The sequence below is a fragment of the Janthinobacterium sp. SUN211 genome, assembly GCF_030587315.1.
In the GTDB taxonomy this organism is placed as follows: domain Bacteria; phylum Pseudomonadota; class Gammaproteobacteria; order Burkholderiales; family Burkholderiaceae_D; genus Janthinobacterium; species Janthinobacterium kumbetense.
This window is the reverse complement of the sequence record NZ_JAPWIC010000002.1, coordinates 1,064,554-1,081,557: the sequence shown is the minus strand read 5'-3', so window position 1 is coordinate 1,081,557 and position 17,004 is coordinate 1,064,554. Positions and strand designations below refer to the sequence as shown.

The following is a 17,004-nucleotide window of genomic DNA, read 5'->3' as shown; positions in this document are numbered from 1 at the left end:
GTTTGCCATTGCCTCTAGGCATGCAATGAAAAACGGCCACCAGATCGCTCTGGTGGCCGTTTTTTTATGCCCGCAACGCTTTATTTCTTCGACACTTTCTGGCGCGACAGCTTGCGCAGCTTGGCCTGCTCGAAGCGCACCTGCTGTTCCGGTGTCTCCAGCGCCAGCGGCGGCACGGCCACGGGCTTGCGGTTCGCATCCACGGCCACCATCGTGAAATAACAGCTGTTGGCGTGGCGCACCAGGCGCTGCTGGATGTTTTCCGTCACCACGCGGATACCCACTTCCATCGACGTCGTGCCCGTGTAATTGATCGAGGCCAGGAACGTCACCAGTTCGCCCACGTGGATAGGCTGCAGGAACATCACCTGGTCCACCGACAGGGTGACCACGTAGCTGCCCGAATAGCGGCTGGCGCAGGCATAGGCAACGCTGTCGAGGTACTTCAGGATGGTGCCGCCGTGCACGTTACCGGAAAAGTTGGCCATATCGGGCGTCATCAAGACCGTCATCGTCAGTTCGTGGGCCGACCAGTTCATCGCGCTGTCCAAAGTGTTCTCCAAAGGGGGAAATTAAAAGTGAGGGAAGATGTGAAAACCGGCCCCAGGGGCCGGTAGCGGGACTTACAGGCCCAGGGTATCGATGTCGGCCAGCGAGTCGCGGCCCTTGTCGGAAATGTCGTGGCCCTCGCCTTCGGCGCGCGCCACGATGTGGGCTTTCTTGCCCAGGAAATAAGCCACGTCCGAGTCCAGCTTGGTCAGCGGATCGGTGGCGACGGCGCGCAGCCCCATGATGCAGCGGCGCAGGAACAGCAGTTGTTGTGCTTTCTCGGTGATGGACAAACGGCCATCGCGTGCATAGCTGAGCAGCTTCAGGCCGGACAGGCGCTTGGCATTGCGGGCAACGCAAGCGCTGGGGCGCTCGGTCTTGATGCCGCGTGCAACTTGCTCCAGCGCGTCATATTCATCGGTCGTTAATTTCTCGTTCTTCATTACTTTTCCATAAAAGGCCAGGTGTTCGGCCCCCATGGTACGCGCCCCGCTGCGCATCGGCAACAGGCAACGTGAATCTACCGCCGCCCGCCAGGCGGCCAGGCGGCGGAAACACGGGCGCGACGACCGTTATTTGTAGCTGCGCAGCAGCAGCCATGCCAGGCCGCAACCCGCCACGGCGCCCGCCAGGGCCAGCGCCACGAGGTTTTTGCTGGTGATCACAGGGCGCCGGCCCAGGTAAATTTTGTTATGCAAGGAATTGCCCACGATGGTCTCCTGTACAAGAATTTTTATGATGTCTCATTATAAGAACAGAATCGTGACGGCCGCATGACACTCGACAGTTAGAGCTTGATTTGTATCCACTCGGCAACATTTATTGGCGTTTTTGTTGTTTAAATGGCGTGGCGCTGGCGGCCACCGCGCAGTCCATTTCCGATCGGAAATAAACGCGGCGCGCATCTCCCCGTCACCGCCATGCCGGCGGTGCACCGCGCCCCGTCACTGCATTTTCACGGGCGGCGGCGGCGGCGTCGGCTCCTCGACGGGCACGGGCTCGATGTGGGGCGGCGTTTCCGGCGGCGGCGTGACGGGATCGCCTTCCGGCGGTGGCGGCATATCGGGTTCGGGCGTGCTGTGCGCACGCAACAGGGCAGGACGGAATTGGGTTTGCATGTGACCTCCTTTGCCCCACTCTAGCCGATGCGGCCAAATCCTGGCGCCCGCCAGTGGCAAGCCGCTGCGGGAACTAAACGGCGCGGCGCCACTCCAACCTAACAGGTCTCTCACCTGCGAATGCAAGCAATCCCCATGGCGCGCAAGAAAATCCTCTTTATGGCCGAGGCAGTGACCCTGGCCCACGTCGGCCGCCCCCTGAGCCTGGCCCAGGGACTCGACGAGGACAAATATGAGGTGCATTTTGCCTGCGCCGATGGCTATGACTTTTGCTTCAAGCAGGCGCCCTTTCGCCGCTGGCGCATCGACAGTATTTCATCGCTGCAATTCCTACAGGCCTTGGCGCACGGCAAGCCCGTCTACACGGAAAGCACCCTGCACGCATATGTGGAAGACGACTTGCGCCTGCTCAATACCGTCCAGCCCGATCTCGTGATCGGCGACTTCCGCCTGTCGCTGTCCGTCAGCGCGCGCCTGCAGCGCATTCCCTACCTCACCGTCAGCAATGCCTACTGGAGTCCGTACGTGCGCCAGCACTACACGGTGCCCAGCCTGCCCCTGACCCGCCTGCTGCCCATCTGGCTGGCAGCCCCCCTGTTCCGCCTGATCCGGCCGCTGGCCTTCGCCTCGCATGCCGTGCCGCTGAACCGCGTGCGCCGCCGCCATGGCCTGCCGTCGCTGGGCAGCGACCTGCGGCGCATCTATACGGATGCGGACCGCACCGTGTATGCGGATATTCCGCAACTGTTCCCGCCGCACGCCATGCCGTCCACGCACGACTACCTGGGCCCCATCATCTGGGCGCCGCCGCTCGACTTGCCGGACTGGTGGCAGCGCCCGGAACTGAGCAGTGGACGACCCATCATCTACGTCACCCTGGGCAGTTCCGGCCAGGGGCAATTGCTGCCGCGCGTGCTGCACGCGCTGGCGCCCCTGCCCGTCACCGTATTGGCGGCCACGGCCGGCACCGGCCGCGTCGATGCCGTGCCGCCGAATGCCCACGTCGCGCCCTTCTTGCCGGGCGACGCGGCGGCCCGGCGCGCCAGCCTGGTGATCTGCAACGGCGGCAGCCCCACCAGCCAGCAGGCGCTGACGGCAGGCGTGCCCGTCATCGGCATCGCCAGCAACCTCGACCAATTCCTCAACATGCACGGCATCGCGGGGACCGGCGCCGGCCTGCTGCTGCGCGCCGACCGCTTCCATGAAACCGCCCTGCGCCATGCCGCCACGCGCATGCTCGACGATGGCCGGGCCAGGCTGGCGGCGCGCCAGCTGGCCACGGCCATGCGCGACTATGTGCCAGGGCAACGCTTGCTGCCCCATCTGCACGCCCTGCTGGGGTCTTCGCCGCAAGGCGGCCAGCCTTGACGGGCGGCGTCGGCTTTTCTTACAGAGAGTCCGGCAACACCTGCAGCACGTCAACAAAAGCACGCCAAGTCCTTGATTTCAAAAGAACCTCATGCGTTGGCATGGAAGTCGCTTAAGTCTGGCCATGAGCACCTGCAGACAGGACTCAGGCAACACTTCCAGACTCACTCAACCACGAGGTGAATACAATGAAACTCTCGAAACTGAAACTGCTTCCGGCCGCAGCCGCACTGACCATGTTGTGCGCCGCCGGTAGCGCACAGGCGGGCGCCTACGGCTACGCCTACAACAACATCTTCGGCTTGCAGATCGTCGCCGCCACGGGCTCGATCACCGCCCTGAACAGCACCACGATCTCGCGCGCCACGGCCACCCTGAATGGCGTCAGCGTCATCAATGGCGGCCCCGGCCTGCTCGACTCGCCCCGCGCCGCCATCGGCGCCGTGACCAAAGGGGAAAACAATTTCACGCAACAAGGCGCCTCGGGCAACTACTCGCGCGGCGATGCGCAGATCGTCAGCACGCAGTTTCCCTCGTTCCCGCCCGGCTCCACCTCCACGCAGGCGGTGAACGTGGCCGAGGCCCATCTGGCCGGCCCAGCCGGCACGGCCGACGCGTCCGGCCGCAACGGCTCGACCACGGGCTTCTCCGTCAACTTCGTCGTCGGTTCGCCCACGGCAACGCTGAGCTTTGACTTCTTCTCCTCGCCATTCATGCAAGTCTTCCTGCAAAGCACAGTGGGACAACTGTCCACCGCGACGGCCAACCTGGTGATGACCATTACCATCACCAACTCGACCGGTGCGACCGTCTTCAACTGGACGCCCGATGGCGTCGTCGGCTCCGGCATCTTCGGTGGCACGGAAAACGCCGATGCGGCCAACCTGAACACCGGCCTGGCGACCAACTTCCTGACGCGCGGCAACCTGTTTACGTATAACCCCACCGGTTGCGGCACGCCTGGCGGCACCGGCGTGGGCACGACTTGCGGCGGCAACTTCAACGCCGTCAGCAATGCCCTCGCGGCCGGCAACTACACCTTGACCTTGAATGCGGTGGAGAGCGTGGACCTGGTCAAGCAGGCACCGGAACCGGGCACCCTGGCGCTGCTGGGCCTGGGCCTGGCCGGCCTGGGCTATGCCAGCCGCCGCAAGGTCAGCGCCTGAACCAGGCAACAGGGGGATGCACAGGCGAGGGAGTTTCCTCGCCTTTTTCATGTGGCAAGCCTGTCGGTTTTCCTTACAACCCGGCCGACCAGGAGATGAGGATTTTCATGACTACATTTTCTTGTACCCGATTGCCCATGCTCCTGCTGAGCTTGCTATTGCTGGCCAGCAGCGGCACTGCCGGCGCCGCCGCCTACGGCTATTCGTACACCAGCGTCTTTGGCCTGGTCATCAGCAATCCCTCCGGCTCCGTCACCCTGCTCAGCAACATCGACCTGTCACGCACGACCGCCACGCTCAATGGCAGCAGCGTCATCAATGGCGGCAGCAACGAGATCGACGCGCCGCAGGCGAAACGCGGCGCCGTCAGCAAGGGAGAGAACGACTTTACCCCGCAAGGCATGGGCAATGCTTCGTATGCGCGCGGCGAAGCGCAAATCGTCGCCTCGCAAATCCCCCCCTTCCCACCGGGCTCGACCAGCACGCATACCGTGAACGCGGCAGAAACCTTCCTGGCGGGCGGCGGCAGCGCGGACGCCTCGGGGCGCAACGGTTCCAGCACCGCGATGACCGTCAATTTCGTCGTCGGCCAACCGGGCGCGACCCTGGCCTTCGACTTCCAGGCCCTGCCCTTCATGCAGCTGTACCTGGACGCGCTGGCCGGCACGGGCTCGGCGGCCACGACGAATATGGCGATGACGTTCAGCATCATCGATGAACATGGCCAGATCGTCTTCAGCTGGGCACCCGACGGCAAGCTCGGCTCCGGCATCCTGGGCGGCACCGAACTGGCCGATGCGGCCAGCCTCAACACGGGCTACGCGCAAACGCCGCTCACCAGCGGCAGCGTGTTCACCTACGATCCCAGCGGCTGCGGCGCCCCCACGGGCACGGGCGTCGGCACGGCGTGCGGCGGGCAGTACGGCGCCGTCACGGACAGGCTGGCGGCCGGCAGCTACACGCTGGTGTTGAATATGCTGAACAGTTCCGAACTGGCCTATGTGCCAGGCGTCACGCCAATGGCGCTGCCGGGCACCTTGCCGTTGCTGGCGGCCGGCTTGCTGGCGCTGGCCGTCCTGGCGCCCCGGCGGCGGCGCTGACGGGGCGCCACGCGCGCTTCACTGCCCCGCCGTTGGCGCCACCAGCAAGTCTTGCAGCGGACGGCGCAGCGAGCGCGCACTGGCCGCCGGGCCGGCGCCTATGCGCCCGAGAAACACGGCCCGATCCAACGCCGCCGGCCCCAGCACGGCCTGGCAGCGCACGGCCAGTGCCTGCGCCAGCTCCTGCAAGCCATCGGTGCGCGAAAAGGCGCGCCGTTCGCGCACATAGCGGGCAAAGATCAGCGGCGTCAGTTCCGGCTGCAATTGCAAGCCCAGTTGCGTGGCCGTCAGCCAGAAGCGCTGCATGGCGCGCCCGGCCGCCACGTAATCGTCGATGTGGCGCGGTGACGCGTCGGCCAGCAGCGCGAAATGGGCGGCGCAATACAGGCCCGGCAGCAAGTCCATCTGCAGGCGCGGCGCGACGGTGCCCGCCAGCCAGGTATTGAAAAAATCCACGCGGCGCCAGCTGTGCATGACCCAGCGCATCAGGCGCGCCGTCATCGCGTCGACGCCCAGCGCCTGCTCCGGGATGCGGTCGGTGCTGTAGCGCGCGCCCCATTCGATCACGTCGCGGTGCACCTTGTGCGCTTCGGGCATGGTCAGGCGCAGCTTCGCATTGTCGAACATCAGCCGCGCGCAGGCGAGGCGCGCGCGCCTGCCTTCGAACCACTGCACGCCGTAGCCGGACGGCAAGCTGGCCGCCAGCGCCGCCTTTTCGCTGGCGCGCAAGCTGCGCGTGCTGAGCCGGCGCCGCTGCACGCTGCGCTGCGGCAAATAGGCCGCCAGCGGATCGGGCGGCATGCCGGGGCTGTCGACCAGGCGCACATCGAAGGTAGGCAGGGTGTCGGGCATGGACAGGCGCCGGCGCGCCTCCATGCGCAAGCCATGGCTGCTGGCCGCCAGTGCCATGCTTTCGAGCAAGGCGCCCAGCGACAGCTGGCTGGGATGGCCGTCGAGGTCGTACACGCAATGGCTGCGCGTATCGAAACCGTGCACGACGACATGGCGCGGCGCCACGACTTCAAAGCGCCACGGCTGCGTGTTGTCGCCGCTGGGCGCCCAGCGCGCCTGCTCGAGGATGTTTTCCAGCACGGGATCGATTTGCGGTGCTTGCGCCATTTATGCCCCCTGCGCGGCGCGGCGCCGCTGGATGATGGCCATCGTCAGGCGCTGCAGCGGATGACGGTGGCCGCCGGGACGCCAGGTACGCACGAGCTTGTTGCGGTAGGCGTCGAAATGCATGCCGTGCGGTGCCGCCATCACCTTGCCCCGCTTTAACAGGATCTTCAAGGCTTCCGTGGCGGCCGCGCCCGCGCACAGCTGGCAGCCCATGATGGTCGACGGCCCGCGCCGCTCCTTCAGGTTGATGGCCGACGGGTCGACCAGGTAGGGAGCATGCAAGCCGGCCGGCGCCAGCCCGACGAGAAAGCGCAGGGCTTTTTCTTCCTCGGGCAAGTCGCCCCAGCCAAAATATTCTTCGAACGTCATGCCGCCCGGCAGGAAGCTGAGCACGGCCGTGCCCATGCCCAGCGGCGCGGCCGTGATGGCGGGGATGCCCAGGCGGGCGCAAGTGGCGAAGGTGGCCTGGCGCGCGGGAAAGGCGAAGAAATCCAGGCCGTCCACATACAGGTCGACACCGGCGAAGAACTCGGCCAGGTTGCTGTCGTGTATGCCGTCTGGAAATTGTTTAATATCAAGTTCGGGATTGATATCGCGCGCCATCTGCGCCAAGACCGCCACCTTGGGCTGGCCCAGGGTGGACACCATGGCGCCGGCCTGGCGGTTGAAATTGGCGATATCGAAGGTGTCGAAATCGGCGATGTGAAAGGCGCCGATGCCCAGCCGGGCCAGGGTCAGCAAGTGCACGCCGCCCACGCCGCCCATGCCGGCGATGGCCACGCGCTTGCCGCGCAAACTGTCCTGCTCCGCTTGCGTGACCCAGCCCAGGTTGCGGGCGAACGCCGCGTGATACGAAAAACCGTCTGTCATGCTCACCTCTTCTGTGCATCCCTTGCGGACGAAGAAAGTTGGACAGGTGAGCCGGGGTTAAGTTCCCCAATGACAGAAAAAAAGCGCTCAGCGCGTCAGGCGCCGCGCCGCAGGCACGCTGCGCTGTAGTGCTGCCGCCGCCGGCGCCGCTGCGCCCACCTTGAACACGCTGACGATCTGCGCCAGCCCCGCCGCCTGCTCGTTCATCGCCTGCGCCGCCGCCGACGCCTGCTCGACGAGGGCCGAGTTTTGCTGCGTCATGTTGTCCATCTCGACGATGGCCTGGTTGATCTGTTCGATGCCGGCGCTCTGCTCCGCGCTGGCCGAGGAAATCTCGGCCACGATATCGGTCACATGCTGCACGCTGGAAACAACTTTTTCCATCGTCTCGCCCGCCAGCGCCACCAGTTTTTCACCGGCGCCCACTTGCTCGGCGGAACTGTCGATCAGCTGCTTGATTTCCTTGGCGGCCGCGGCCGAGCGCTGCGCCAGGTTGCGTACCTCGCTGGCGACGACGGCGAAGCCACGGCCCTGCTCGCCCGCGCGCGCCGCTTCCACGGCCGCATTCAGGGCCAGGATATTCGTCTGGAAGGCGATGCCGTCGATGACGGCGATGATGTCGCCGATCTTTTTCGATGAGGCATTGATGGCGCCCATGGTATCGACCACCTGGCTCACCACGCCACCCGCCTGGCTCGCCACTTGCGAGGCAGAAATGGCCAGCTGGTTGGCCTGGCGCGCATTGTCCGCATTCTGGCGCACGGTCGAGGTCATTTCTTCCATGGTCGACGCCGTTTCTTCCAGCGAGCCCGCCTGCTGCTCCGTGCGCGCCGACAGGTCGTGGTTGCCGGAAGCGATCTCGCCCGATGCCGTGGAAATGGATTCCGCATCGTTGCGCACCTGGCTCACCAGGTGCGCCAGGTTATCGCGCATGGCCTTGATCGCCATCAACAGACTGGATGTATCGCCGGGACGCGTATCGATCTGCGTCGTCAGGTCGCCCTGGGCGATTTGCGCCACGATGGCCGCTGCATAGTCGGGTTCGCCACCGAGCTGGCCCAGGATGCGGCGCAGCATCAGGGCCGCCAGGGCGCCCACCACCAGCATCAGCGCGCCGCCGATGGCCAGCAGCACGCCCGCCTGGGACCAGAACTTGTGGTTGATGTCATCGATATACGTGCCCGTGCCGATCAGCCAATCCCACGGCGCAAATTTCACCACGGCATACATTTTTGCCACCGGATCCTTCACGCCGGGACGCGTACCATCCGCCTGCACCAGGCCGATGCGGCTGGTGGCCAGGGCCACGCGGTAGCGGTCGCCCGACTGTTTCATGTTCTTTTGCGGCGTGCCGATGCGCGCAGGATTGGGGTGGACGTACAGCAAGTCCGTGCTGAAATCGCGCACGAAATAATACATTTCGTCCTTGACGAAGCTGCCGATGGCCCGCTTGGCCTGCTGCTGGGCCTGCTCACGCGTGAGCTTGCCCGACTGTTCCAGCGCATACGCCTTTTCCACCGAGGCATTGGCCAATTCCACCAGCACCGTCAATTGCTCGACCCTTTCCGCCATCATGGTCTGGCGCAGCGAATACAGGGAGAAGGAAGCGATGAGGACGATGCCCAGCAAGGTACTGAAACACAGGAGGAGAATGCGCGAACGGAGAGTCATGGGAGCCTGGGTAAAGAATAAAATGTGGAATTATAAACAATTTCCATGTGGAAATCTTTTCAGAAAAGCAAAGCGGGCGGCGCTACCAGGCTGATGCCCGGCAGGCACCGCCCGCATATGTCTTGCTGAAGTCTGACTGACAGGTCAGGCCAAGGCTTCCTTGGCCGCCTCTTCCGGCGTCAAGCCGTCGTAGAACTGGTCGGTGAACCACTCGACCTGCTCTTCGATATGGTCTTGCGCCTGCGCCACGGTGGCGCCGCCGGCCACGAGGAAGCCTTCGACCTCGATACACCAGTTGATCAATTCCAGGGTTTCCGGATCGAGTTCTTCTTTCTTAGCCATCGTACAGTCCTTGCTTGTTAAATTGCGATCACATCCATCAGCGGCAGTTTAACAGCTTCGCCACCTTGCCGCTCCCGCAGTTCAACAATGAAGCTTACTTGGCTGCAACGTTCTTGCGTTCCGGATACAGGACTACCTGTACATAATTGTGCATGTCCAGGTAGCGCTGCGCCGCCAGTTTGACGGCTTGCGGCGTGAGAGCCCGCACGCGCTGCTCGTAGCGCAGCAGGTACGCGGGATCGCGGCCCTGCGTTACCGAACCCATCAGTTGGTTCATCCAGTAATTATTTTCCCGCAAGGATTTCTGCTGGCGCGTGATCCAGTTCAGCTTGACCTTTTCCAGGTCCGCCGCGGATGGCCCGTCCGTCTTCATCTTGTTGATTTCGGCAAACGCGGCGGCGATCACCTTGTCCACGTTTTCCGGTCCCGTCGGCAAGTTCAGGGCCACGGAATAATGGCCATACGGATGCTGGCCCATGGACGTCTCGAAGCCGCCGCCATAGATCATGCTCATCTTTTCGCGCAGCACTTCGATGACTTTCAGGTTCAGCACCTCGCCCAGCGCCTGCAGGGTCAGCTTTTGCTCGTCCGAATACGCCACGTCGCCATTGAAGGTGATGGAAATCGTGCTCTTCGGCTCGCTGCCCATGTAGATATCCTTCTTGACCACGCCCGTCACCGGGCGCATGCCCACGTCGCGGTAGGCGTGCGGCACCTCGGCCACGGGCAAGGTGCCCAGGTAGCTGGCGACCAGCGGCTTGATCTTGTCGAGCTCGAAGCTGCCCGCGAAGATGAAGGTCATGTCGCGCGCGCTGGAAAAGCGCTGGCGGAAGATGTCCAGCGAGCGGTCCAGGCCCACCTTGTCGAAATCGGCCACGCGCGGCACGCCATCGACGCGCGGGTTGTCGCCAAACATGGCGTGCTGGATGGCGTCGTAAAACACGGCTTCCGGCTGCGCCATGCTGTTTTTCGCCAGGTCCTGCTGCTTGCCGATGAAGGATTGGTACAGGCCCGCATCCTTGCGCACGTCGTGGAAATACAAATACACCAGTTGCAGCATGGCTTCCACGTCGGCGCTGCTGGCCGAGCCGCCGAAGCCTTCGCTCAGCTCGCCCAGCGAAGCGCCCACGTTGACCGTCTTGCCGGCCAGCACTTTTTGCAAGTCCAGCGGCGCCAGGTCTTTCAAGCCCATGCTGCCGACCACGGCGCTGGCATAGCGGGCGTTGTAGATGTCGGCGTCGCCGAACAGCGACTGGCCGCCGAAGCGGGTCGAGCCCATCAGCACCTGGTCATTCTTGAAGTCAGTCGGTTTGAGCAGCACGCGCACGCCATTGCCCAGGGTCAGTTCCGTCACGCCGATGGCGCTGTTCAGCTTTTCCGCGACGATGCTGCCGCCGGCCGGCGGGCCATCCATCAGCTTGCTGGCGAGCACTTTTTCCGTGCGCGGCTCGATGGTCTGCTGCTCGGCTTTCGCCACGGCGTCGAGCAATTGCTGCTGCGTCGGCACCACCGAGGCCGCATCGCCCGCTTTCGGCTCGGCGCCCATGAAGACCACCAGTTTCTTTTGCTGGTCGGGAATCACCTTGGCCACCGTCTCGTTGATTTCCTGCAAGGTCACCTGCGGCAAGAGTTCCTGCGCGTACAGCAATTCATTGGCGATGCCGGGGATGGCTTCCTGCTCCAGGAAGTTGCGCGAATACTCGGCCACGAAACCGCTCGAATCGGACTTGTCGCGTTCGCTGTACGCGCGCTCGTAATTGCGCAGCATGTTCTTGCGCGCGCGGTCCAGCTCATCCTGGCTGAAACCGAAGCGGCGCGCCCGCTCATCTTCCTGCACCAGCGCATCGACGGCCGGCTGCACGCCGCCCTTGCCCAGCAAGGCATACGCGCTGAACGATTCATAGCCGCGCACCAGCTTGCCCATGCTGCTGCCGCCCTGGATGAACGGCGGGTTCGCCTGCTGCGTCAATTCCTGCATGCGCGCGCTGAGCATTTGCCCGTACAGGTTTTCGATCATCTGGCGGCGGTAGTCGGCAATCGTGACGGGCTCCTGCGCGGCGCGGATCGGGTAGCGGATGAAGACCGCGTCGTCCGGCGCTTCCTTGTCCGTGATCACCAGCGCTTCCGTTTGCGCCCGCTGCGGCACTTCCGCATACAGGCGCGGACGCGGTTTCGCCGGGTTCTTCAGCTTGCCGAAATGCTGCTGGATCAGTTTTTCAGCCTGTTTCGGCTCCACGTCGCCCACCACCACGACGGCCATCAGGTCGGGACGATACCAATCCTTGTAGAAACGCTTGATGGCTTCCGGCTTGAACGTTTTCAAGACGGATTCCTTGCCGATCGGCATGCGTTCCGCATAGCGCGAACCGTTCAGCAGCTTCGGATACAGCACCTTGTTCATGCGGTCGCTGGCGCCCTTGCCCAGGCGCGCCTCTTCCAGCACGATGCCGCGCTCGCTGTTGATGTCGGCCGGATTGAATTTCAAGCCATGCGCCCAGTCTTCCAGCACGAGAAAACCCTTTTCCAGGTTTTCTTTCTTGTTCGTTGGAATCGGCAGCACGTAGACGGTTTCATCGAAGCTCGTGTAGGCATTCAAGTCGGCGCCGAACTTCACGCCGATCGATTGCAAATAGGAAATCAGTTCATTGCGCTTGAAATGCGTGGAACCATTGAAGGCCATGTGTTCCGTGAAGTGGGCCAGACCTTGCTGGTCGTCATCTTCCAGGATGGAACCGGCTTTCACCACCAGGCGCAATTCCACTTTTTGCGCGGGACGGGCATTTTTCTTGATGTAATAGGTCAAGCCGTTCGGCAATTTTCCGACGGTCACTTCTGGTGCCAGCGGCAAGGGATCGCTCAAACGGATTTCTGCCTGGGCCATGCAGGCGCACGCCAGCAAGACGGCGCCCGAGATCAGGCGTAATTTACTCAGCTTCATGTATTCTCAACGGTAAGATTCAGTAGGCATACCTTACACTGAAATCCTGTTTCCGCCATTAAAAACAGCTTAGGAAAAACTGCTTTTCCCAGGCAACTTTGTCGAATGACAAACTCAACAGTGCCCTGCCATCTTTTTTCAATTGTGCTAAAGTGTTGCCGCCGGTCATGTGGACCGGCACAACAACGTCTTCGGGGCGGGGTGCGATTCCCCACCGGCGGTAAGACCGGCAACGGTCAAGCCCGCGAGCGCTTTCCAGGCACCGCTTGGCGAGGTCAGCAGATCTGGTGTGACTCCAGAGCCGACGGTATAGTCCGGATGAAAGAAGATGTGCAGTAGTGTGATGTCCCATCGCCACGGCGATGCGGCCAGTTGCGTCTATTCGCTTGCCCTGCAGCGTTTTTCGCCTATGCGAGGAGCGTTTCACCATGTTAGTCAACAGCTATACCCTGCTTTCCAACGACCTGGAAGGTCGCATCCAATCCGCCCTGGCCGCCATGCGCGCCGGCATTCCCGTCATCCTGCTCGACGATTTCGACCGTGAAAACGAAGCCGATTTGATCCTGTCGGCCGAAAAATTGACGAACGAAACCATGGCCCTGCTGATCCGCGAATGCAGCGGCATCGTCTGCCTGTGCCTGCCGACGGACGTCGTCAGCGCGCTGGAATTGCCGCCCATGTCGTCCGACAACGGCAGCCGCTACGGCACGCCGTTCACGGTCTCCATCGAGGCGCGCGACGGCGTCACGACGGGCGTGTCGGCCGCCGACCGCGTGACCACCATCCGCGCCGCCATCGCGCCGAACGCCAAGCCCGCCGACCTGGTGCGTCCTGGCCACGTCTTCCCCCTGCGCGCCGCGCCCGGTGGCGTGCTCGAGCGTCGTGGCCACACGGAAGGCTCCGTCGACCTGTCGCGCATGGCGGGCCTGAATCCGGCCGCCGTGCTGTGCGAACTGATGAACCCGGACGGCACCATGATGCGCGGCGACGATATCGAGCGCTTCGCCGAACTGCACGGCATGCCCATTCTGACCATCGAAGAACTGGTGGAGTGGCGCAGCACGCGCGAACAGTAAAGCATCAGGCGGCCACGGCCTTCGGCAGATGCACGTGGCGGTAGACGAGGCCCGCCGCCAGGCCATACGCGACGGCGATCGTCGCGTAGGCCAGCGGCAGGCGCAGCGACCAGTCTTGCACCATGTGCAGGATGCTGCCGATCAGGGCCACGCCCACCAGCGCGCCGATTTGCCGGTTCGCATTCAAGGCCGCCGCAGCGCTGTTCGCATGCTGCTTGCCGGCCACCCGCATCACGGTGGCCGTCATGGCGGGAATGGCGATGCCGATGGCCACGTTCATCACGGCCGTGCCCAGCGCCAGCAGGAAATAGGGCGTGCCGGGACGCAAGGCCATCAGCAACAAGGCCATGCCAGCGCCTACCAGCAAGCCTAGCAGCATGGGCAAGCGCGTGCCATGACGCGCCGCAATACTTCCCGCCATAAAATTTCCCACCGTATAGGCCGCCATCATGGGCAGCAGGCGCAAGCCCGACTGCAAGGCATCGGCGCCGCCCGACTGCTGCAAGAACAGGCTCAATAAGAACAGCTGGCCGAACACGCAGAAGTTGATCAGGAAACCCACGCCATTGGCCGCGCCAAAGCTGCTGCTGTGAAACAGTGCACGCGGCAACAGCGGGTGGCTGCCGCTGCGCTCGCGCCGCAGCAATTGCCCAGCGGACAGCACCGTCAAGGCCCCCGCCGCCAGCACGCCCGGCGACAGCCAGCCCAGCACGGGGCCTTCGATCAGCACGAAACTCAGGCCCGCCAGCGCCGCCACGCCCAGCGCATGGCTGAACAGCGATAGATCGCGCGGCTGGCGCGCCGGCGCGGCCAGCAACAGCTGCGCCATGACGATGGCCAGCACGCCCAGCGGCACGTTGACCCAGAACACGCTGCGCCAGCCGAACTGGTGCACGAGGATGCCGCCGATCAGGGGGCCGGACGCGCCGGCCACGCCCACCAGGGCCGACCAGGCGCCCAGCATGCGCGTGCGTTCGCGCTCGTCTTCAAAGCTGTGCGTCAGCAGGCTGAGCGAACTGGGCATGAACAGGGCCGCGCCCGCGCCCTGCAGCAGGCGCGCGGCCGTCAAAAAATGCCCGTCGGGCGCGGCGCCGCACAGCACCGAACCGAGAATGAAGACGCCGAGGCCGCCCTGGTACACGGCTTTCGGCCCGTAGCGGTCGGCCAGCGCGCCGCCGGCCAGCAGCAGCGCGGCAAACGTCAAGGTGTAGCCGTCGACCACCCACACCAGGCCTGTCAGCGGTATGGCCAGGTCCAGCGCGATATCGGACAACGCCACGTTGACGGCCGTGACGTCGAGCATGGCCATGACGAAGCCGAAGGCCAGGGTCAGCAGGAGTGGTGTGGGGGCAGGCATGGTATTTCCTTGCAGGGACAGGGGGCAGTCATTATGCGAGTGTTGAAGAATGCAGTAAACAGGCATAAAATCAGCACCATGATGCAAAAATGCATCACGATAACGACAGGAAAACACGTCATGGATTGGGCTTATGGACTGGGATAACGCGCGCATCTTTCTCGCCATCGGCCGGGCCGGCACCCTGCGCGGCGCGGCCGCCCTGCTGCGCATCGACCAGGCCACGTGCGGGCGCCGCCTGGCCGCGCTGGAAAGCTCGCTGGGCGCCACCCTGTTCCTGCGCACGCCGTCCGGCTACGTGCCCACGCCGGCCGGCGAGCTGGCCCTGAACGCGGCCGAAGCGATGGAACGGGCGGCCGACAAGCTGCAACGCGAGATGCAGGGCGTCGACAACCGCCTGTCCGGCCTGGTGCGCGTGGCCACCACGGACACCATGGCCAGCCATTTCGTCATCCGCGCCATGCAGCGGCTGCACGCGGCGCACCCGGACATCCGCATCGTGCTGCACGTGGCGCCGCAGCTGGCCAGCCTGACGCGACGCGAAGCGGACCTGGCCGTGCGCGCCGTGCGTCCCACCGACCCGGACCTGATCTCGCGCCACCTGGTCAAGCGCAGCCTGGGCCTGTATGCCTCAAAAAGCTACCTGGCGCAGCGGGGCGAACCCGTGCGCGGCACGGCGCTGGCCGGACACGACATCGTCATCTACCACCATTCCGTGGCGCCCCGTCACGCGGAAAAACTGGCCGGCGAATCCGTCGCCAACGCCCGGGTGGCCATGGAAGTGAACTCGGCGGCGATGCTGCAGGAAGCCACGCGCGCGGGCCTGGGCGTGGCCGAGCTGGCCACCCATCTGGGCGATATCGACCCGCTGCTCGTGCGCATCTGGCCAGAGCGGGCGGAAGCGTATGACGTGTGGCTCGTCATGCATGCCGACCTGAACCGCTCTGCCCGCGTGCGCGCGGCGGCCGATGCCATCATCGCCAGCGTGGCCACCGCCAGCACCGCATGACAGCCGCGCACAATAGTGCCGAAAAGAAACTTTCTTTTTGATAAGTCTGATAAAATCCGCAACCCCGCCGGGCACAGCCACCGCCACGCCGCCGCGGGTTCCCTCAATCCACTGGAGAATTTTTATGCTTATCTGGCAAGGCTTCGGCATACTCGCCCCCCTGATCTGTTTCATCGTCGTAGTGGCTGCGCAAGCGCTGTTTGGCGCCACCCTGGGAGAGGAATACACGAAGAGCCACGCATGGACCCTGGCCCTGGCCTTCCTGCTGGCAGCCGCCGCCAGCTGGTATGCGGGCGTGCGCCTGAACAACGCGCCAGGACGCGAACTGATCGACCCGGCCACGCAAGAAAGAGTCATCCTGCGCAAGCGCCACACCCTGTTCTGGATTCCGATGCAATACATCGCCGTGCTGATGGTCGTGATGGCCGGCTTCGCCCTGTTTGAATAGGCCCGCACGCTAGCCGTGCTTGCCGGGGCGGGCTGATGTTAAGATGCCATGATGACCCTATCCGTCTCCCTCATCATCAGCCTGCGCCGTTTGCACCGGGCCACCATGGCCTGGCTGGTCAGCTGGTGGCGCATGCTGCATTTCGCCATCCTCGTGTTTTCGCTGGCCCTGTCGCCGTCGAGCTATAACCGCGACAACCGCCCCATCCTCGCGCACCGCCTCGTGACGAACACGGCGCCGAACCTCGTGTGGTTCAGCGTCGCCTGCGCGCTCGTCAGCCTGGTGCTCATCCGCATCGTCGTCGTCAGCGCGCAAAGCTATGGCCTCTCGCGCTATGCGCTGGAAATGGTGGTGCGCGTGCTGGTGCTGGAACTGATCCCGCTGACGGCCGCCCTGTTCGTCGCGCTGCGCCTGACTTTGCCCGACGGCATTGCGTTTGCGCAAATGCGCTCTTCCGGCATGCTCGATACCATGCAGCGCCAGGGCGTCGACCTGCTGCGCCGCGAATACTTTCCACGCGTCATGTCCGGCATCTTTGCCGTGTGGATGCTGGCCATCGTCAGCTGCGTCACTTCGCTGATCCTCGCCTACATCACCATCTACGGTTTTACGCCGTGGGCGCTGCAGGGCTATACGCGCGTGGTGGGGCAGATCTTCAATCCCGCCGTGGCCCTGATCCTGATGCTCAAGGTCATCTTCTTCAGCTTTGCCGTGGCCCTGATCCCGCTGGCCTCGTCCTACTATCCGGACGAGCCGCACGGCCGGCGCAACCGCCTGTGGGCCGCGCATGGCCTGTCTGAAATGCTGCGCCTGTTTTCCGTCATCCTGCTGGTCGAAGTGGCTTCGCTGATGGGCAATTACTACTGATGCCCC

Annotated in this window: 17 protein-coding genes and 1 riboswitch; of the genes, 7 read left to right on the top strand and 10 right to left on the bottom strand. The window is 64.0% G+C overall.

The features are described 5' to 3' along the window. Positions 1–80: 80 nt before the first annotated feature. The 4 genes from O3301_RS10655 to O3301_RS10640 all read right to left on the bottom strand — a co-directional run bounded on the left by O3301_RS10655 (position 81) and on the right by O3301_RS10640 (position 1,667). A complete protein-coding gene (locus O3301_RS10655; RefSeq protein ID WP_071326331.1) occupies positions 81–539 on the bottom strand; it encodes an acyl-CoA thioesterase in 459 nt (152 codons plus the stop codon). Between the two features lie 84 nt (positions 540–623). Then, positions 624–992, bottom strand: coding sequence for a hypothetical protein (locus O3301_RS10650; protein WP_099667251.1), 369 nt, complete (start codon positions 990–992; stop codon positions 624–626). Between the two features lie 129 nt (positions 993–1,121). Further along, a complete protein-coding gene (locus O3301_RS10645; RefSeq protein ID WP_180979422.1) occupies positions 1,122–1,259 on the bottom strand; it encodes a hypothetical protein in 138 nt (45 codons plus the stop codon). Positions 1,260–1,493: 234 nt separating this feature from the next. Further along, positions 1,494–1,667, bottom strand: coding sequence for a hypothetical protein (locus O3301_RS10640; RefSeq protein ID WP_162835752.1), 174 nt, complete (start codon positions 1,665–1,667; stop codon positions 1,494–1,496). Positions 1,668–1,802: 135 nt separating this feature from the next. Between O3301_RS10640 and O3301_RS10635 the strand changes: the two genes are divergently transcribed. From O3301_RS10635 to O3301_RS10625, 3 genes are all read left to right on the top strand, one after another. After that, positions 1,803–3,035, top strand: a complete 1,233-nt coding sequence (locus tag O3301_RS10635) for a glycosyltransferase (RefSeq protein ID WP_305052654.1) — start codon at positions 1,803–1,805, stop codon at positions 3,033–3,035. Between the two features lie 188 nt (positions 3,036–3,223). Continuing rightward, positions 3,224–4,201 carry an EDSAP-1 family PEP-CTERM protein gene (locus tag O3301_RS10630; RefSeq protein WP_305052655.1) on the top strand — a complete coding sequence of 326 codons (978 nt, stop codon included), beginning with the start codon at positions 3,224–3,226 and terminating at the stop codon, positions 4,199–4,201. Positions 4,202–4,308: 107 nt separating this feature from the next. Further along, complete coding sequence (locus O3301_RS10625) at positions 4,309–5,301, top strand: EDSAP-1 family PEP-CTERM protein (protein ID WP_305052656.1); 993 nt, start codon at positions 4,309–4,311, stop codon at positions 5,299–5,301. A gap of 18 nt (positions 5,302–5,319) precedes the next feature. Here O3301_RS10625 and O3301_RS10620 read toward each other — a convergent pair whose 3' ends face one another. The 5 genes from O3301_RS10620 to O3301_RS10600 all read right to left on the bottom strand — a co-directional run bounded on the left by O3301_RS10620 (position 5,320) and on the right by O3301_RS10600 (position 12,241). Next, the gene (locus O3301_RS10620) at positions 5,320–6,420 is read right to left on the bottom strand and encodes a nitroreductase family protein (protein WP_305056332.1); all 1,101 of its coding nucleotides are present in this window, start codon (positions 6,418–6,420) and stop codon (positions 5,320–5,322) included. Next, positions 6,421–7,290 (bottom strand): ThiF family adenylyltransferase, encoded by an 870-nt coding sequence (locus tag O3301_RS10615; RefSeq protein WP_305056331.1) that lies wholly within the window; start codon positions 7,288–7,290, stop codon positions 6,421–6,423. An 87-nt stretch (positions 7,291–7,377) separates the two neighbouring features. Continuing rightward, entirely contained in the window at positions 7,378–8,961 is a 1,584-nt protein-coding gene (locus O3301_RS10610) for a methyl-accepting chemotaxis protein (protein WP_305056330.1), read from the bottom strand. Between the two features lie 144 nt (positions 8,962–9,105). Further along, positions 9,106–9,303 carry a hypothetical protein gene (locus O3301_RS10605; protein ID WP_010399555.1) on the bottom strand — a complete coding sequence of 66 codons (198 nt, stop codon included), beginning with the start codon at positions 9,301–9,303 and terminating at the stop codon, positions 9,106–9,108. Positions 9,304–9,397: 94 nt separating this feature from the next. Then, positions 9,398–12,241, bottom strand: a complete 2,844-nt coding sequence (locus O3301_RS10600) for a pitrilysin family protein (RefSeq protein ID WP_305056329.1) — start codon at positions 12,239–12,241, stop codon at positions 9,398–9,400. A 183-nt stretch (positions 12,242–12,424) separates the two neighbouring features. Beyond that, positions 12,425–12,575: riboswitch (FMN riboswitch) on the top strand. A gap of 94 nt (positions 12,576–12,669) precedes the next feature. Between O3301_RS10600 and ribB the strand changes: the two genes are divergently transcribed. Next, entirely contained in the window at positions 12,670–13,317 is a 648-nt protein-coding gene (gene ribB, locus O3301_RS10595) for a 3,4-dihydroxy-2-butanone-4-phosphate synthase (protein WP_035820303.1), read from the top strand. Between the two features lie 4 nt (positions 13,318–13,321). On the opposite strand, the gene O3301_RS10590 is transcribed toward ribB, so the two are convergent. Further along, on the bottom strand, positions 13,322–14,674 hold the full coding sequence (locus O3301_RS10590; RefSeq protein WP_305056328.1) for an MFS transporter: 1,353 nt from the start codon (positions 14,672–14,674) through the stop codon (positions 13,322–13,324). Between the two features lie 133 nt (positions 14,675–14,807). Between O3301_RS10590 and O3301_RS10585 the strand changes: the two genes are divergently transcribed. From O3301_RS10585 to O3301_RS10575, 3 genes are all read left to right on the top strand, one after another. Then, positions 14,808–15,683 carry a LysR family transcriptional regulator gene (locus O3301_RS10585; RefSeq protein ID WP_289916329.1) on the top strand — a complete coding sequence of 292 codons (876 nt, stop codon included), beginning with the start codon at positions 14,808–14,810 and terminating at the stop codon, positions 15,681–15,683. A 124-nt stretch (positions 15,684–15,807) separates the two neighbouring features. Next, the gene (locus O3301_RS10580) at positions 15,808–16,131 is read left to right on the top strand and encodes a hypothetical protein (RefSeq protein WP_305056327.1); all 324 of its coding nucleotides are present in this window, start codon (positions 15,808–15,810) and stop codon (positions 16,129–16,131) included. Between the two features lie 48 nt (positions 16,132–16,179). Then, on the top strand, positions 16,180–16,998 hold the full coding sequence (locus O3301_RS10575) for an MlaE family ABC transporter permease (protein WP_369811429.1): 819 nt from the start codon (positions 16,180–16,182) through the stop codon (positions 16,996–16,998). The last annotated feature ends 6 nt before the right edge of the window (positions 16,999–17,004 follow it).

What these genes read in the sequence shown, in the direction of transcription:
- O3301_RS10655 (WP_071326331.1), bottom strand. Translation starts at nt 539, where the DNA reads ATGAACTGGTCGGCCCACGAACTGACGATGACGGTCTTGATGACGCCC.
- O3301_RS10650 (WP_099667251.1), bottom strand. Translation starts at nt 992, where the DNA reads ATGAAGAACGAGAAATTAACGACCGATGAATATGACGCGCTGGAGCAA.
- O3301_RS10640 (WP_162835752.1), bottom strand. Translation starts at nt 1,667, where the DNA reads ATGCAAACCCAATTCCGTCCTGCCCTGTTGCGTGCGCACAGCACGCCC.
- O3301_RS10635 (WP_305052654.1), top strand. Translation starts at nt 1,803, where the DNA reads ATGGCGCGCAAGAAAATCCTCTTTATGGCCGAGGCAGTGACCCTGGCC.
- O3301_RS10630 (WP_305052655.1), top strand. Translation starts at nt 3,224, where the DNA reads ATGAAACTCTCGAAACTGAAACTGCTTCCGGCCGCAGCCGCACTGACC.
- O3301_RS10625 (WP_305052656.1), top strand. Translation starts at nt 4,309, where the DNA reads ATGACTACATTTTCTTGTACCCGATTGCCCATGCTCCTGCTGAGCTTG.
- O3301_RS10620 (WP_305056332.1), bottom strand. Translation starts at nt 6,420, where the DNA reads ATGGCGCAAGCACCGCAAATCGATCCCGTGCTGGAAAACATCCTCGAG.
- O3301_RS10615 (WP_305056331.1), bottom strand. Translation starts at nt 7,290, where the DNA reads ATGACAGACGGTTTTTCGTATCACGCGGCGTTCGCCCGCAACCTGGGC.
- O3301_RS10610 (WP_305056330.1), bottom strand. Translation starts at nt 8,961, where the DNA reads ATGACTCTCCGTTCGCGCATTCTCCTCCTGTGTTTCAGTACCTTGCTG.
- O3301_RS10605 (WP_010399555.1), bottom strand. Translation starts at nt 9,303, where the DNA reads ATGGCTAAGAAAGAAGAACTCGATCCGGAAACCCTGGAATTGATCAAC.
- O3301_RS10600 (WP_305056329.1), bottom strand. Translation starts at nt 12,241, where the DNA reads ATGAAGCTGAGTAAATTACGCCTGATCTCGGGCGCCGTCTTGCTGGCG.
- ribB (WP_035820303.1), top strand. Translation starts at nt 12,670, where the DNA reads ATGTTAGTCAACAGCTATACCCTGCTTTCCAACGACCTGGAAGGTCGC.
- O3301_RS10590 (WP_305056328.1), bottom strand. Translation starts at nt 14,674, where the DNA reads ATGCCTGCCCCCACACCACTCCTGCTGACCCTGGCCTTCGGCTTCGTC.
- O3301_RS10585 (WP_289916329.1), top strand. Translation starts at nt 14,808, where the DNA reads ATGGACTGGGATAACGCGCGCATCTTTCTCGCCATCGGCCGGGCCGGC.
- O3301_RS10580 (WP_305056327.1), top strand. Translation starts at nt 15,808, where the DNA reads ATGCTTATCTGGCAAGGCTTCGGCATACTCGCCCCCCTGATCTGTTTC.
- O3301_RS10575 (WP_369811429.1), top strand. Translation starts at nt 16,180, where the DNA reads ATGATGACCCTATCCGTCTCCCTCATCATCAGCCTGCGCCGTTTGCAC.